Origin of the sequence: Halobacterium noricense, from assembly GCF_021233435.1 — an archaeon.
Classification (GTDB): Archaea; Halobacteriota; Halobacteria; order Halobacteriales; family Halobacteriaceae; genus Halobacterium; species Halobacterium noricense.
Genome location: NZ_CP089468.1, coordinates 998,918 through 1,013,269, shown reverse-complemented (window position 1 = coordinate 1,013,269; position 14,352 = coordinate 998,918). Strand labels below are relative to the sequence as shown.

General features: G+C 66.7%; 15 protein-coding genes. 11 read left to right on the top strand and 4 right to left on the bottom strand.

Annotated elements, in window-relative coordinates:
* The first annotated feature begins 31 nt into the window (after positions 1–31).
* The 9 genes from LT974_RS05550 (at position 32) to minD (ending at position 10,197) form a co-directional block, all read left to right on the top strand.
* Positions 32–1,930 carry a methyl-accepting chemotaxis protein gene (locus tag LT974_RS05550; protein ID WP_232589703.1) on the top strand — a complete coding sequence of 633 codons (1,899 nt, stop codon included), beginning with the start codon at positions 32–34 and terminating at the stop codon, positions 1,928–1,930.
* Positions 1,927–2,397 carry a FlaD/FlaE family flagellar protein gene (locus LT974_RS05545; RefSeq protein ID WP_232589702.1) on the top strand — a complete coding sequence of 157 codons (471 nt, stop codon included), beginning with the start codon at positions 1,927–1,929 and terminating at the stop codon, positions 2,395–2,397. Before LT974_RS05550 ends, LT974_RS05545 begins: the two co-directional genes overlap by 4 nt.
* A 173-nt stretch (positions 2,398–2,570) precedes the next feature.
* Positions 2,571–3,929, top strand: coding sequence for a FlaD/FlaE family flagellar protein (locus LT974_RS05540; RefSeq protein ID WP_232589701.1), 1,359 nt, complete (start codon positions 2,571–2,573; stop codon positions 3,927–3,929).
* Positions 3,913–4,359, top strand: coding sequence for a fla cluster protein FlaF (locus tag LT974_RS05535; RefSeq protein ID WP_232589700.1), 447 nt, complete (start codon positions 3,913–3,915; stop codon positions 4,357–4,359). The genes LT974_RS05540 and LT974_RS05535 overlap by 17 nt, the downstream gene beginning before the upstream one ends.
* Positions 4,360–4,812: a flagellar protein G gene (locus LT974_RS05530; RefSeq protein ID WP_232589699.1), complete on the top strand. Its 453-nt coding sequence runs from the start codon at positions 4,360–4,362 to the stop codon at positions 4,810–4,812.
* The gene (locus LT974_RS05525) at positions 4,809–5,570 is read left to right on the top strand and encodes an ATPase domain-containing protein (RefSeq protein ID WP_232589698.1); all 762 of its coding nucleotides are present in this window, start codon (positions 4,809–4,811) and stop codon (positions 5,568–5,570) included. Before LT974_RS05530 ends, LT974_RS05525 begins: the two co-directional genes overlap by 4 nt.
* A 135-nt stretch (positions 5,571–5,705) precedes the next feature.
* Positions 5,706–7,475 carry a type II/IV secretion system ATPase subunit gene (locus LT974_RS05520; RefSeq protein ID WP_408611707.1) on the top strand — a complete coding sequence of 590 codons (1,770 nt, stop codon included), beginning with the start codon at positions 5,706–5,708 and terminating at the stop codon, positions 7,473–7,475.
* Position 7,476: 1 nt separating this feature from the next.
* Positions 7,477–9,216 (top strand): archaellar assembly protein FlaJ, encoded by a 1,740-nt coding sequence (flaJ, locus tag LT974_RS05515; RefSeq protein ID WP_232589696.1) that lies wholly within the window; start codon positions 7,477–7,479, stop codon positions 9,214–9,216.
* A 45-nt stretch (positions 9,217–9,261) separates the two neighbouring features.
* Positions 9,262–10,197 carry a MinD/ParA family ATP-binding protein gene (minD, locus tag LT974_RS05510; protein WP_232589694.1) on the top strand — a complete coding sequence of 312 codons (936 nt, stop codon included), beginning with the start codon at positions 9,262–9,264 and terminating at the stop codon, positions 10,195–10,197.
* 6 nt (positions 10,198–10,203) lie between these two features.
* Here minD and LT974_RS05505 read toward each other — a convergent pair whose 3' ends face one another.
* On the bottom strand, positions 10,204–10,488 hold the full coding sequence (locus tag LT974_RS05505) for a DUF7521 family protein (RefSeq protein WP_232589693.1): 285 nt from the start codon (positions 10,486–10,488) through the stop codon (positions 10,204–10,206).
* Between the two features lie 110 nt (positions 10,489–10,598).
* Entirely contained in the window at positions 10,599–10,940 is a 342-nt protein-coding gene (locus LT974_RS05500; protein ID WP_232589692.1) for an ArsR/SmtB family transcription factor, read from the bottom strand.
* 155 nt (positions 10,941–11,095) lie between these two features.
* Between LT974_RS05500 and LT974_RS05495 the strand changes: the two genes are divergently transcribed.
* On the top strand, positions 11,096–11,491 hold the full coding sequence (locus tag LT974_RS05495) for a chemotaxis protein CheW (protein WP_232589691.1): 396 nt from the start codon (positions 11,096–11,098) through the stop codon (positions 11,489–11,491).
* 72 nt (positions 11,492–11,563) lie between these two features.
* Here the strand turns inward: LT974_RS05495 and LT974_RS05490 are convergent, their stop codons facing one another.
* Positions 11,564–11,866, bottom strand: a complete 303-nt coding sequence (locus LT974_RS05490; protein WP_232589690.1) for a MazG nucleotide pyrophosphohydrolase domain-containing protein — start codon at positions 11,864–11,866, stop codon at positions 11,564–11,566.
* Between the two features lie 107 nt (positions 11,867–11,973).
* Here LT974_RS05490 and LT974_RS05485 point away from each other — a divergent pair, with 107 nt between their 5' ends.
* Positions 11,974–12,771, top strand: a complete 798-nt coding sequence (locus LT974_RS05485) for a ZIP family metal transporter (protein WP_232589689.1) — start codon at positions 11,974–11,976, stop codon at positions 12,769–12,771.
* Positions 12,772–12,861: 90 nt separating this feature from the next.
* On the opposite strand, the gene LT974_RS05480 is transcribed toward LT974_RS05485, so the two are convergent.
* The gene (locus LT974_RS05480) at positions 12,862–14,307 is read right to left on the bottom strand and encodes an aldehyde dehydrogenase family protein (RefSeq protein WP_232589688.1); all 1,446 of its coding nucleotides are present in this window, start codon (positions 14,305–14,307) and stop codon (positions 12,862–12,864) included.
* Positions 14,308–14,352: the final 45 nt, after the last annotated feature.

Here is a 14,352-nt window from a genome sequence, read left to right as displayed (position 1 = left end):
TTATAGCTACTTGGCTCGTGTCGGGGCACGAATGCTGGGTACGCTTCGAAAATTACTCGGCCGGGGGTCGGAGCAGCCGGCGACGGACGGCGGCACCGACACCGGCCAGTTCTCCTTCGGCGACCAGGACAGACACGCGGCAGCGGTCCGAGACGGCTACGAGGTCGAGGGGGCTCGCCTCGACCCGGGCCTCCCGGAGGAAGCCCTCGACCACCTCGGCGGGCTGCTCGACGAGACCGGCCCGGAACCCGGGACGCACGTGCCCGCCTACGAGGCCGCGGGCGTGGACGCCGCTGAATTCGTCGCCGCGCACGACGCTGCCGTCGACGGCGTCGTGCGTTCCGTGTTCGACCGGCTGCGCGAGGAAGGGCTCAACGAGCAGTCCCTCGACCGCGCGGAAGACGAGTTGCGGACCGGGCTGGACGCCGTGGTGCAGGACGCCGCTGCGGGCGTCGACGCGTTCGACAGCGGGAGTGGGGACGAGTTGAACGTCGAGGACGACGAACTGCTGGATGGCGTCGGCGTGCCGGTGTTCATGCTCGACGCGCAGGGGGAGGTCGTCGTGTGGAACGAAGCGCTTGCCGACCTCACGAAGTGTCCGGCCGAGGAAGCCATCGGCATGAGCCACGCCAGCGAGGGGTTCTATCCGGACGGGCGTCGCGTGCAGACGCTCGCCGACAAGGTCGTCGAAGCGCCCGAAGCCGCGGACCGCGAGTTCGGCGTCGACCGCGCGGCCACGACGGAGGATGGCTACGTCGACTCCAGCACGATGGTCACTGCGGACGGCGAGGAGCGTGAGATACGGTTCACGGCGACACCGGTATTCGACGACGGCGAACTCGTCGCAGTCGTCGAGACCATCGAGGACCGCACGGATGACGTCCACCGAACGGAAGCCGTCGAAGACCTCGTCGCCGAACTCAGCTCGACCATCGACGCGCTCTCGAACGGCCACCTAGAGCAGCGCGCGTCCTTCGAGCACGACGGCGTCATCGACGAGCGCTTGCTCGGCGTCGTCGACGACCTGAACGGGATGGCCGACGAGTTCGAACGTCTCGTCGGGCAGGTCGACGGGCGGACCCAGGAGCTCGCAACGTCGATTCGGCGCGCGACCGAGGACGCGAACGAAATCGCGGAGACGGTCGGCGAGCAGAACGAGGTGCTGTCGGACGCCGCCAGCGAGATGCAGAACTTCTCGGCGAGCATGCAGGAGGTCGCGGCCAGCTCCGACCAGGTGGCCGCCGCCGCCGAGCAGGCCCAGACCGCCGCGGAGAACGGGCTGGACGCCAGCGAGGGCGCGAGCCAGGCGACCGACGAGGTCATCGACATCAGCGACGACCTCGTGGACAGCGTCTCCGAGCTGGAGGAGAAGATGGACGAGATCGAGGACGTTGTCGACGTCATCGCGGAGGTCGCCGACCAGACGAACCTGCTCGCGCTGAACGCGAACATCGAGGCCGCGCGCGCCGGCGAGGCCGGGAGCGGATTCGAGGTCGTCGCCGACGAGGTCAAACAGCTCGCCAACGAGACCCGCGAGCACACCGAACGCATCGCGGGCAGCATCGACGACGTCCAGCAGCAGGCCAACGAGACAGTCCTCGCCGTCGAGGAGTCCCACGAGCAAATCTATCGAGCGGGCGACGAAATCGACGACGCGCTGACCGCGCTCGAAGAAATCGCGGACGCCGTCGACGAGGCCGCCACAGGAATTACGGAGGTCGCGCGCGCGAACGACGAGCAAGCGTCGACCGTCGAAGACGTCATCGTTACCATCGAGGAAGTCCAAGACCAGGCCGAGCAGGCCGCGGACGCGTCCCAGCGCATCGTCGACGCGACCAGCGAGCAGTCCGAGGCGGTGCGCGAGTTGGACGACAGCGTCGACCAGTTGACGTCGAACGACGAGCGGCTCACCGAGGAGACCCAAGGATGACCCTGAACCCACGCGAATACGACCCCGAGGAGTTGCGCAGTGCGGCCCGTCAGAGCGACGGCCAGAACATCCGCGAGCTCAAAGAGCGGCTCACCGAGCACGAGCAGACCGCCGACGAGGCGATTCGGTCGAGCCAGCTCAAGCAGCTGCTGTTCATGCATTCGAGCGCGAGCGAGCAGAACCTCCAGCGGCCGTACCTGGAGACGATGCCGGGGAAGTACGCCGCCGAGATTACGCTGTTCGAGTGGCTGGAGTTTCTCCTGGAGCGCGGCGGCGTGAAGCGCTCGCTGGACGCCATCGACTACTACGCGTCCATCGGCTGGGTCGGCGAGGACGCTGCCGAGGAACTCCGCGACCACGTTCGTGGGTTCGCGGGGCCGGCCGACGAGGAGGCGCACTCGGACTTCGAGATGACCGACCACGTGCTCAGTCTCGTGTTCATCGCGCGCCTCGCGTCGATGGAATGATGCGTTAAACGAGGGACGAGTCGGCTGGCTCTCAGAGCCGCTGTACTCGCGGTTCGTTCGCTATTACTGCCGCTCACGTCGCGTAGCAGGCCGTATGCCGTGCGATACCAATTGTTCGTTTTGAGAACTGGGGGAGAACATTAATTACGCCCGGGGCACCTGTTTCACTCCGAATGAAGTTTATCCACCTCACCCCGGCTGTGCTCGTCTTCGTCCAGCTCGGGGCACTGGCCGTCGGGATGGCCAGTTGGCTCGACGACGACGAGGAGGGGTCGGGGGACTCCGGCGGCGACGAGGAGTTCGGCGTCGACGACGAGGAGTTCGACGACGATTTCGACGACGAGTTCGGGTCGTTCGACGGCATGGACGGCGGGGGCGGTGGTTCGGGTGCCCAAGACGCGTCCGTCAACGAACTCGAACACCGCATCGAGGAGCTCGAAACCGAAGTGTCGAACGTCGCGTCGAAGGCCAACACCGTCCGCAGCGAGAACGAACAGATCAGCGAGAGCGTCGAGGACGTCGAGGAGAACGTCCGCAAGCTCCTGGAGATATACGAGATGGTGACTCGCGGGGTCAACCCGTTCGTCGACGACGTGAACGCCGACGCGATGGGCGGCGGGGGAGCCGAGAGTTTCGGCCTGTTCGACGACGACGACGGCGGCGAAGAAGCCGCCGAAGAGGACCTCGACGCCGACATCACGAACGCCGACGCCGACGACTTCTTCGAGGACGACGCCTTCGAGGAGGGCGACGAGATGGACGACCTCGACGACGACGGCATGGGGGAGTTCGAGGAAGACCTCGACGACGGCGACGACGAGATGGACGGCTTCGACGAGTTCGAGGACGACGAAGCAGAGGACGAGGAGGTCGCCGACGAGGACGAGTCCGACATCGGCGGCGACGGTACCTCCTTCGAGGAGCTCAAAGAGGAGTACGAGTCCGGCGACGCCGACTGGGCCGAGGAAGAGGACGAGCCGGCGGCGAGCGCCGAGAGCGCAGCGCCGGTGGAGTCCGACGACTCCGACCTCGGGTTCGACGACTCCGACCTCGAAGCCGACGCGGACGACGCCGAGGACGAGGACGGCTTCGAATTCGAGGAAGAGCCCGAGGAGTCGAGCGCCGACGAGCCGGCCGGCGCGGCACCGGCAGCGCCCGGGCTCGGGTTCGCCTCTGACGGCGACGAACCCCACCTCGCGGAGCCGCCGACGGGCTACCTCGCCGACGTCGTCGCCCTGGAGTGGCTGGACTACCTGCTCTCGGAGTTCGGACCGAAGAACACGGTCCGCACGCTGAACTACTACGAGCGCATCGGCTGGATCGGCGAGCCGGTCCGGGACCACCTCTTCGACTACCTCGAAGGGCTGACCGACTCGGACTACCTCTACCGCGAGGAGTTCGGGACGACCGAACTCACGATGGACGACCACCTCGAGAGCCTGGACTACATCGACGAGCTGGCGAGCGAGAACATCGAGCGCGCCATCGTCGACCGCTTCGACGACCTCCACAGGAATGGGATTCAGCGTTAGTGGCTCCGCGGCAATCCTGTTTATTGCCGCGTTTGTCTGCGTCGGCATCCTCTACTCGGCGGCGTACAACGGGTACGAGCGCGTCCAGGACGCCGACGGGAGCTACGACGACCGGATGCTCGAACAGCGCAACACCGCCGTGAACGTCACCAACGCCACGTACAACGCCAGCGGGAACGGGCTCGTGACGGTGAACGTGACCAACCACGGGTCGACGTCGCTGTCCGTGAACGACACCGACCTACTGGTCGACGGCGTGTTCGAGCCCCGGGACGACTACGTCGACTGGAACGTCGAAGGCCAGTCGGACACGACGCTGTGGCTGCCCGGCGAGTCGTACAACATCACTATCGACGTCGGCAATCCCGACCGCGTGAAAATCGTCACGGGCCCCGGCGTGACCGAGACCGCGACCGTGGAGGGGACGTAGATGGCGAGTGTCTCCTCGTCGACGCTCATCATCTTCATCGCGAGCATCCTCGTCGCGGCGTCGGTCGCGGGGACGATGACCAACGGCGTCCAGCGGCTGAGCGGCGCGCTCGGCGACCGGAGCGTCGACGTCAGCCAGCAGATTCGGACGGACGTCGAACTCATCAGTGACCCCGGGACGCCGTCCTCGATTTACAACAGCAGCGACGACACCATCACGTTACTCGTGAAAAACACGGGGTCGAAGACGTTGCCGGCGAGGCCGGAGACGTTCGACATCCTCGTGGACGGCCGGTACACGTCGCCGTCGAACGCGACGGTTCTCAACGGCGGCCGGTGGCAGACCGGGGACGTCGCGCGGGTGACCCTGGAGCGGAACCTGACCGCGGACGACCACCGCGTGGTGGTGACGGTCAACGGCGACGAAGAACTGCTGGAGTTCAGAACATCATGAGCACGCGAAACCTCTACTCGCTCGGGCTGGACGAACACGACCGGTTGAACAACGAGCTGGGCGGCGGGATTCCGGGCGGCAGCATCGTCCTCGTCGAGGGCGACTACGGCGCGGGGAAGTCCGCGCTGAGCCAGCGCATCACGTACGGCCTCTGCGAGGAACAACACTCCGTGACGTTGGTGTCGACGGAACTCACCGTGCGTGGGTTCATCGACCAGATGCACTCGCTGAGTTACGACGTCGAGGAACACCTCCTCAACGAGAACCTGTTGTTCTTCCAGGCGGACGTCGACTCCGGGAGCAGCACGTTGCGTGGCGAAAACCGCGACGAGGGGAACCGCAAGCAGTTGCTCAAGCGCCTGATGGAGGCCGAGAAGATGTGGGAGGCCGACGTCGTCGTCATCGACACGTTCGACGCCATCCTCCGGAACGACCCGAAATTCGAGGCCCTCGTTCGGCAGAACGACGAGCGCCAGGCCGCGCTGGAAATCATTTCCTTCTTCAGGGACTTGGTCTCGAAAGGAAAGGTCATCGTTTTGACCGTGGACCCCAGTACTGTAGACGAGGAAGCAATCGGTCCGTTCCGCTCCATCGCCGACGTGTACTTCGAGTTACAGATGGCGGAGGTCGGCAACGACGTCCGCCGCTCGATTGCGGTGCGGCGGTTCGCCGGGATGGGCGAGCAGGTCGGTGACACAATCGGCTATTCGGTGCGGTCCGGAACCGGCATCGTCATCGAGAGTCGGAGCGTAGCGTAGCACGAGCACACCACTATGGCAGACCACGGGAGCCGCCAGATCGGGCACGAGTTGCGGGAGACCGCGAGTCGGAACACCCATCTGCGCGAGTACCTCCAGCGATTCAAGCAGTTCACGGGGGAGTTCCCGGAGCTCATCGACGAGCCCGACGACGAGTGGGAGGCGAACAAGCCCAACGTCCTCTACCCCGTCGGCGGCCCGATTTACTGCCACGTGTACGGCGACCTCGGGAAGGACACCAAGTACTACACCATCGAGCCGGAGCTCTCCGGCCCGGAGGCTGCGGTGTTCAGCCAGGTCCGCGAGCGCATCCTGGAGAAGTCGGTGAACAAGCCGGCTCCCGAGCAGGAAGCCGAGTACGACGACCGCATCGAGGAACTCCTCGAGGAGACCGTCCGCATCAACGACGACGACGAGGGCGGCGTCTTCGAGCGCGTGCGCACGCTGCCCCAGAACCTCGGGACGCTGGTCCGGAACTTCGACGCGTCGTCGGTCGCCGACCGGATGGTCAGCGACGAGCGCGGCCAGATGTCGCTGGATTCGGGCGACCTCTCCGGCAAACAGATGAAAGCGGGCGCGCGCCGCGTCGCGACCGCGCCCAAGCAGGCCGCCCGCCAGTTCCGCGCGGCGGCACCGATGGTCCGGGACGCCCTCGAAGAGGCGTTCGGGTTCGGGCGGATTCCCGTGACGCAGTCGACCTACGAGAACATCCGCTACCAGTTGAACCGCGACATCGTCGGGTTCGGGCCGCTGGAGCCGGTGATGCGCGACCCGTACAACGAGGACATCCACGTCATCGGTCCGAGTCACTGCTACGTCGACCACGGCACGTTCGGGATGCTGGAGACGACCGTGGACTTCGGGACGCCCGAGGAGTTCGACGGCTGGCTGCGGAACATGGGCGAGCGCATCGGCGACCCGGTCTCGGACTCCGACCCCATCGTGGACTCGACGCTCCCGGACGGCTCCCGTGTGAACATCATCTACAGCGACGACGTCTCCCTGAAGGGGCCGTCGCTGACCATCCGTCAGGGCGACGAGGTGCCGCTCTCGGTCGGCCAGATTACCGACTGGGGGACGCTCTCGCCCGAACTGGCGGCGTACCTCTGGCTCTGCCTGGAGAACGAGCAGACCGTGTTCGTGGTCGGGGAGACGGCGTCCGGGAAGACCACGACGCTGAACGCCATCATGTCGTTCATCCCGCGGGACTCCAAGATTTACACCGCGGAGGACACCGCCGAGGTGCTGCCGCCCCACGACACGTGGCAGCAGCTCCTCACCCGGGAGGGGCAGGGCGAGAACTCCGCGGACGTGGACATGTTCGACCTCGTCGCGGCCGCGCTGCGTTCGCGCCCCGACTACATCATCGTCGGTGAGGTGCGTGGCGAGGAGGGGCGCATGGCGTTCCAGGCCGCCCAGACCGGCCACCCCGTGATGCTGACGTTCCACGCCAGCGACATCGTCTCGATGATTCAGCGCTTCACGGGCGAACCCATCAACGTCCCGGAGACGTTCATGGACAACGCCGACGTGGCGCTGTTCCAGAACCGCGTCAAGCAGGGCGACGACGTGCTGCGCCGCGTCACCTCGGTGCAGGAAATCGAGGGCTACTCCAAGGAGATGGGCGGCGTCGTCACCCGGCAGGCGTTCTACTGGGACCCCGTCGAGGACGAAATCGTCTTCCAGGGCCGGAACAACTCCTACGTCCTCGAAGAGCAGATCGCGACCCTGCTGGGGTACGCCGACACCCGCGAAATCTACGACGAGCTGGACTTCCGCGCGGACATCATGGAGCGCATCATCCAGGAGGACTTGACGGGGTACCACGAGTTCAACGAGACCATCGAGTCGTTCCAGCGGGACGGCATCGAGGGCCTCCCGTTCACCATCACGCGCGGGTTCTAGTATGGCCGCGGAAGACGTCGAAGCCGAGCCGACTGGCACGCTCGAAGACATCGAGTTCGGCGACCTCGTCGACTCCGTCGTGGAGTCCTACCGGCAGATGGCGATGCCGGCGTACACGTACGCGCTCGTCGTCGTCGTGCCGTCGCTGGTCTTCCTGCTGGCCTCTATCGCGGCCATCTTCGTCGTCGATCTCCCGCTGTTCGTCGCCGTCCCGATTCCGATGTTGGGCGCGCTCGCGCTCGTGACGGCCGTGCTGTACCCGAAAATCAAGCGCGACCAGCGCCGCACGCGCATGGAGAACCGCTTCCACCTCTTCGTCACGCACATGACCATTCTGTCGACGACGAACATCGACCGCGTGGAGGTGTTCCGGCGGATGGGCGACGAGTACGAGTACGGCCCGCTCGCCGAGGAGTCCCGGCGCATCGTCCAGCTCATCGACGCGTGGAACCAGAGCCTCGACGACGCCTGCCGGATGCGCGCGAACAAGGTGCCGAGCGACCTCGTCGCGGACTTCCTCGACCGGCTGGCGTACACCATCAACTCCGGGGAACGCCTGGAAGCGTACCTGACCTCCGAGCAGGACGCCATCATCCGGAACTACGCGACCGTCTACGAGGGGCAACTGGAGAACCTCCAGGTGATGAAGGACCTCTACCTGTCGATGGTGCTGTCCGTGACGTTCGCGCTCGTGTTCGCGACCGTCCTCCCCATCCTCTCGGGGACGGATCCGACGCTGACGGTGTCCGCGGTCGTCGTGCTGTACTCGTTCATCCAGATCGGGTTCCTCTACGCCATCTACACGATCGCGCCCAGCGACCCGCTGTGGTACTTCCCCGAGAACCGGACGACGTGGACGGAGTGGCGGCTCCGCATCGCGACCGGGTTCGGCGTCGGGCTGTCGGTGGTGCTGGTCGTCGCGACGCTCGCGGTGTTCCTCGGGTGGACGCGCATCGACCCCCACGCCGTGCCGCTGCCGATGTACGCCGCGGTGCCGACGACGCCGCTCATCGTTCCGGGGTTGGTGGCACGCGCCGAGGAGAAGCGCGTGCAGGACCGCGACGACGCGTTCACGAACTTCATCCGCGCGCTGGGGGCCAGCGAGACGGCGCGCCAGACGACGACCACGCGCGTGCTGGAGACGCTGCGGAACAAGAAGTTCGGCGCGCTCACCGAACTCGTCGACGACCTCTACAAGCGGCTGAACCTCCGGCTGGACGCGGAGAAGGCGTGGCGGTACTTCACCGCGGACGCCCACTCGTACCTGATTCAGAAGTTCAGCGAGATGTACCTCATCGGCCGGCAGATGGGTGGCGACCCGAAGCACCTCGGCGAACTCATCTCCGGGAACATGGGCGAAGTCCAGCAGTTGCGCCAGCGCCGCACCCAGGCCGCGTCGACGATGGTGGGCGTGCTGTACGGCATCACCGCGGCGGCGACGTTCGCGTTCTTCATCGGGCTGGGCATCGTGGACGTCATCTCGGGGCTGGGCCTGGACTTCTCGAACTCCGCGCTGCCCGTCGACGACCTCATCAACACGGCGATGTACGACATCCAGCTCATCGAGTACCTGCTCGTGGTGACGGTACTGGTGAACGCGGTGTTGTCGTCGCTGATGATTCGCGTGGTCGACGGCGGCCACAAGGTGAACGCGTACATCCACTTCGTGGTGTTGACGTGGATCTCCTCTATCATCGGCTCGCTGACGCTTCGGCTCGTCGAGTCGCTGCTCGCGGTGTGACCGGGGGGCCACACTTATGTATCGTAGTCCGCTACCTTGCCCACGATGAACGAGGCCGGAGGCGACGGGTACGTGTTCGCCGTCGCCAGCGGGAAGGGTGGCGTCGGGAAGTCGACGACCACGGCGAACCTCGGCGTGGCGCTCGCCGACGACGGGTTCCACGTGGCCGTCGTGGACGTCGACCTCGGGATGGCGAACCTCGCCGGCCTCCTCGGCGTCGACCCGGACGAAACCCTCCACGACGTGCTCGGCGGAGAGGCGTCGCCGGCCGACGCCACCTACGAGACGAACGGCCTCACGCTGGTCCCCGGCTCGACCGACTTGGAGCAGTTCGCGCGAGCGGACGCCAAATCCCTCCACCGGGTCGTGGAGTACCTCCGCGAGGACAACGACGTCGTGTTGCTGGACGCGGGCGCGGGGCTGAGCTACGACATCGCGATGGCGATGAGCGTCGCCGACGGCGTGTTGCTCGTGACGACCGCGGAGTTGAACTCGCTGACGGACGCGACCAAGACCGGCCAGCTCGTGGGGAAACTCGACAAGCCGGTCGTCGGCGCGGTGTTCACGCGCACGGGCGACGGCGGCTTCGACGACGTGGAGGGCATCGCGACGGCGCTCGGGACGACCGACGCCGTGACCGTCAGCGTCCCTCACGACGACGCGGTGAAGCTCGCCGTCCGGAAGGGCCACCCGGTCGTCTCGCTGCAGCCCGACAGCCCCGCGGCGCGCGCGTACGACCGGCTCGCCGCGAAGCTCGCGGACAGCGTCGGCATGGAGCCCGCGGAGCCGGAGCCGACGGGCTTCGAGTGGGTCGACCCGGACACGGGCGAGACCGAGGAACCCGCGGAGCCGGTCGACGACGGCCCCGTCTACGAGATTCCGCTCGAAGACCTCATCGAGGAAGCCGGGTTGGATGCGGAAGGCGAGGCCTCGAAGCGTCGCGTGAAACTGTACGACCGCGTGAAGTCGAAGTTCTCGTAGCCGGCGTCAGCGCTCGGGCGTGACGATGCTGTACATGACGAAGAGGTAGCCCGCCGTCGTGAGCACGTAGTTCGCCGTCAGCAGCGTCCGGGTGTGCTGGAAGTCGGTAACGAACGCCACGACGGTCGTGCCGATGGCGGCGGTGACGACCAGCGCGAAGCCGGCCGAGAGGTGCATCATCGAGTGCCGGCCGGTGTCGAGGTACGCGCGAACCGCGAACGCCACCATGCTGAGGCCGGCGGCGGCGAGGGTCGCGCTGAAGACGAGGTAGATTGCTTCGATTGGGCGCATGGTCGCGTGGCTCGTACACACGTCCTCCAGACTCCGTATAAAGATGTCCCCGCGATTATTATATTGTAGAATTACGCACGTGCGACGCCCGCTACGGGCGGCCTGCGAGTTTACTGCTCGGAGCGGAGGTCGCTCCAGACGTCCACGAGAGCGTTCTTCGCCTCGGTGCGCTCGGTCGTCTCGATGTCGGTCTCGTCGACGCCGAACTTCACGGTGAGTTCGTCGACCTGCCGGCGGTACACCTTCGTACGGCGGCCCTCGTCGGAGAGTTCCTTCCCTTCGAGTTTGAGGAGGTCAGCCTCGTTGAGCTCCTCGATGCGCCGGTAGCTCGTCGCAATCGGAATGTCGAGCTCTTCGCTGAGCTCTTGGGCAGACTTCGGCGCGTGAGTGGCTTCGAGAATCTCGGCGTTGTATTTGTTGCCGAGTACCCGCAGTACGTCCACCGGGTCCATCGAACTAATGGTGAGTACGGAGGGAAAAAAGAGTGTCGGGGTCGGCGTGCCGATTCGGCGGAGAATTCGCCGACGGCACGGCGGAGTGGTCAGATAAACGATACTTCTGCTGCGTAGACCCAACCCTTAATTCGGTCGGCGACAGACTCGCCGCCATGACATCGGAGACGGACGTGCTGGAGTTCTCCCTCGGCGACGACCGCTACTGCATCGACATCGCGCACGTCGACGAAATCGTGGACGCGACCGAGGACGTCACCGCGATTCCGAACGCGGACGCCAACGTCGTGGGCGTCGTCGACCTCCGCGGCGAGACGACGACTGTCGTGGACCCGCGCGTCCGGCTCGGCGTCGAGGGTTCGCCGGACGGCAGCCGCATCGTCGTCCTCTCCGAGCACGAGAGCACGGGGCTGCTAGTGGACGACGTTCACGAAGTGGAGTCCGTCGGCCTCGCCGACGTCGACGACTCGGCGGCCTCCGAGACGACCCGCGGCGTCGTCCGCCGCGACGACCGCTTCGTCGTCTGGGTCGAGCCGGACGCTCTCGTCTAGTTGTGGAGGCGTCGACGTCCGTATAGCCGAAGGAGCCACGAAACCGTCCGCAGCTCCCATGCGCCGGGAACCCTACTCGCCGGAGCCGGCGCTCCCCGAGTCGGCGAGTCGGTCCTCGTACTTCCCGAGCGCCTCGTCGAGGGCGGCGCTGGCGTCGTAGTCGAGTTCGTCGGCGAGCGCGAGCAGGCAGAACAGGGCGTCCCCGAGTTCGTCCCGGTCGACGTCCGCACCCGCGCTGGCACCGTAGTCGGTGGACTCGTTGACGTTCTTCGCGAGCTCGCCGACCTCGCTGGCGAGGTCGAGCACGCGGTTGGCTGGCGGCGCGTGGAGGGCCTCCTCGTCGAGGAACGCGGCGACGCGAGTTTGCTCGTCCATGCGCCGAGGGTGATACCGAACCCCCTTCACTCGAACGGTTTTAGGTTTCCCAAATTTTTCTTTCTAGAACGGAAAGGACTATTTCGCGAGCGTTCGTAGCGCCGCACATGGAACTCACGGGTGCGCTCGCGTTCGTCTTCTTCGCGGGCCTGCTGACGGACCTCGCCACCGGCCTCGGCGCGCTCCCGTTCTTCTTCGTCGACGACGTCGACGACCGCTGGCGCGTCGGGCTCTGGGGGCTGGCCTCCGGCATCATGCTCTCCGCGTCCGGCTTCGGGCTGTTCCGCGAGGGACTCAACTACGGCACGCCGCTGGATGTCGGTGCGGGCGCGCTCGTCGGCGTCGCGCTCGTCGTCGCCGCCCGTCGCGTCATCGACGACCACGAGTTCGAACCCCGGGAAATCGCGCAAGCCGACTTCGAGAAGCTCGTGCTCGTCGCTGGCGTGCTCACCGTCCACTCGTTTCCGGAGGGCGTCGCCGTCGGCGTTTCGTTCGCCGACATGGGGATGGAGGGCGGTTACCCAATCCTGGGCTTCTCCGTGCCGCTGCTCGCGGTGTTCATGACTATCGCCATCTCCATCCACAACATCCCGGAGGGGCTGGCGGTGTCGATTCCGCTCCACGAGCACGGCGCGCGCCGCTGGAAGCTCGTCGGCGTCGCCGTCTTCACGAGCGTCCCCCAGCCAATCGGCGCGGTGCTGGCGTTCGCGTTCGTCCAGTTCGCGCGCACGCTGCTCCCCGCCGGCTACGGGTTCGCGGGCGGCGCGATGGTCTACCTCGTGCTCACCGAGTTCATCCCCGAAGCCCGCGCGGTCGGCCGCCGCCTTCCGAACGGCGGCCACCGCGAACTGCTCGCGGGGCTGGTCGTCGGCGTGCTCGGAATGGTGCCACTGTTGTTCGCGTAAGCGATTTCTCCCCGCTGCCGACGCGTTCGCGACCACGGGTGCACTCGCACACGTGGGAGGTGGTCGCGGCGGTAACCCCCGGCCGGACAGCTACAGAATGATGGACTTCTTGCGGACGAACTCGTGGATGGTGGAGTCCAGGCCCTCGCGGCCGATACCCGAATCCTCGTTCCCGCCGAACGGAATATCGCCGAGGCCGTGGGAGGGCGCGCCGTTGATGCGGACCGCGCCCGCGTCGATGTACTCGGCCATCCGCATCGCGCGGTCGTAGTCGCTCGTGAACACGCACGCGTCCAGCGCCAGATCCGAGCGATTCGCGACTTCGAGGGCTTCCTCGTCGTCCCCGAACGTCGTCACCGCGCAGACGGGCCCGAACTGCTCCTCGTCGACGATGCGCGCGTCCTGGGGGACGTCCGCGAGCAGCGTCGGCTCGAAGACGTGGACGCCCTCTTCTTGCTCGTAGCGGTCGCCGCCGCGCACGACCGTCGCCCCGCGGTCGACGGCGTCCTCGACCAGTTCCGCCACCCAGTCCGCCTGCTCGGCGCTGATGAGCGGGCCGAGGTCGGTGTCCTCGTCGAAGAGGTCGCCCTGCACCCAGTCGTCCATCCCGGCGTCGATGCGCTCGACGAGGTCGTCGTGGACCGACTCGTGAGCGAGCACGCGCGAGATGGCCGAACAGCGCTGGCCGGCGTACTTCAGCGACCCCTTCGCGGCCGCGCCGGCAGCGGCGTCGAGGTCCGCGTCCTCGAAGACGACCGCGGGCGCGTTCCCGCCGAGCTCCATGTGGAGGTTCACCATCCCGGACTCGTAGGCGACGTGCTTGCCAGCCCCCGACGAGCCAGTCATCGCGATAGCGTTCACGCGGTCGTCGCCGGCCAGCTCGTCGCCGATGACGCTGGCCTTCCCCGGCACGAAGTTGAACGCGCCGTCCGGGAGCCCGACTTCGTCGACGATTTCCGTGAGGATAGCGGCGCTCACGGGCGTCTTGCTCGCGGGCTTGAGGACGACCGCGTTCCCGGCGGCGAGCGCGGGCGCGACCTGCAGCGCCGTCGTCGCGAGCGGATAGTTGTACGGCGTGATACAGAGCACCGCGCCGACCGGCTCGTGTTTCACGATGGCCTCCCAGCCCTCGTGGCCGCTCGTGGTGCCCTCGCGGTACTCGCCCTTCAGGTGGCGAATCTCCTCGATGGCGCGCTCGAAGCGCTCGGCCGCGCTGTCGACCTCGCCGCGCGCGGACGAAATCGGTTTGCCGGCCTCGCGGACGATGACCTCCGCGAGTTCGGTCTTCCGGTCGCGCAGACCGTCGGCGATGGCCTGCAACCACTCGCAGCGCTGCGGAATCGTGGTGTCTCGGAGCGTCGCCTTCGCGTCCTCGGCGGCGGCGAGCGCGCTGTCGGCGGCGTCCTCGTCGGCCGCCGCGACTTCGGCGAACGTGCCGCCGTCGGCGAGGTCGGTGACGGGGAAGGTGTCCGGCCCCGTGACCCACTCGCCGCCCACGTACAGCCGCTCCCGGCGACGGATGGCCTCTCGTTCCATACACGGCGATTGGCGCGCCCCGGGTAAAGACTTTACTCAAAATCG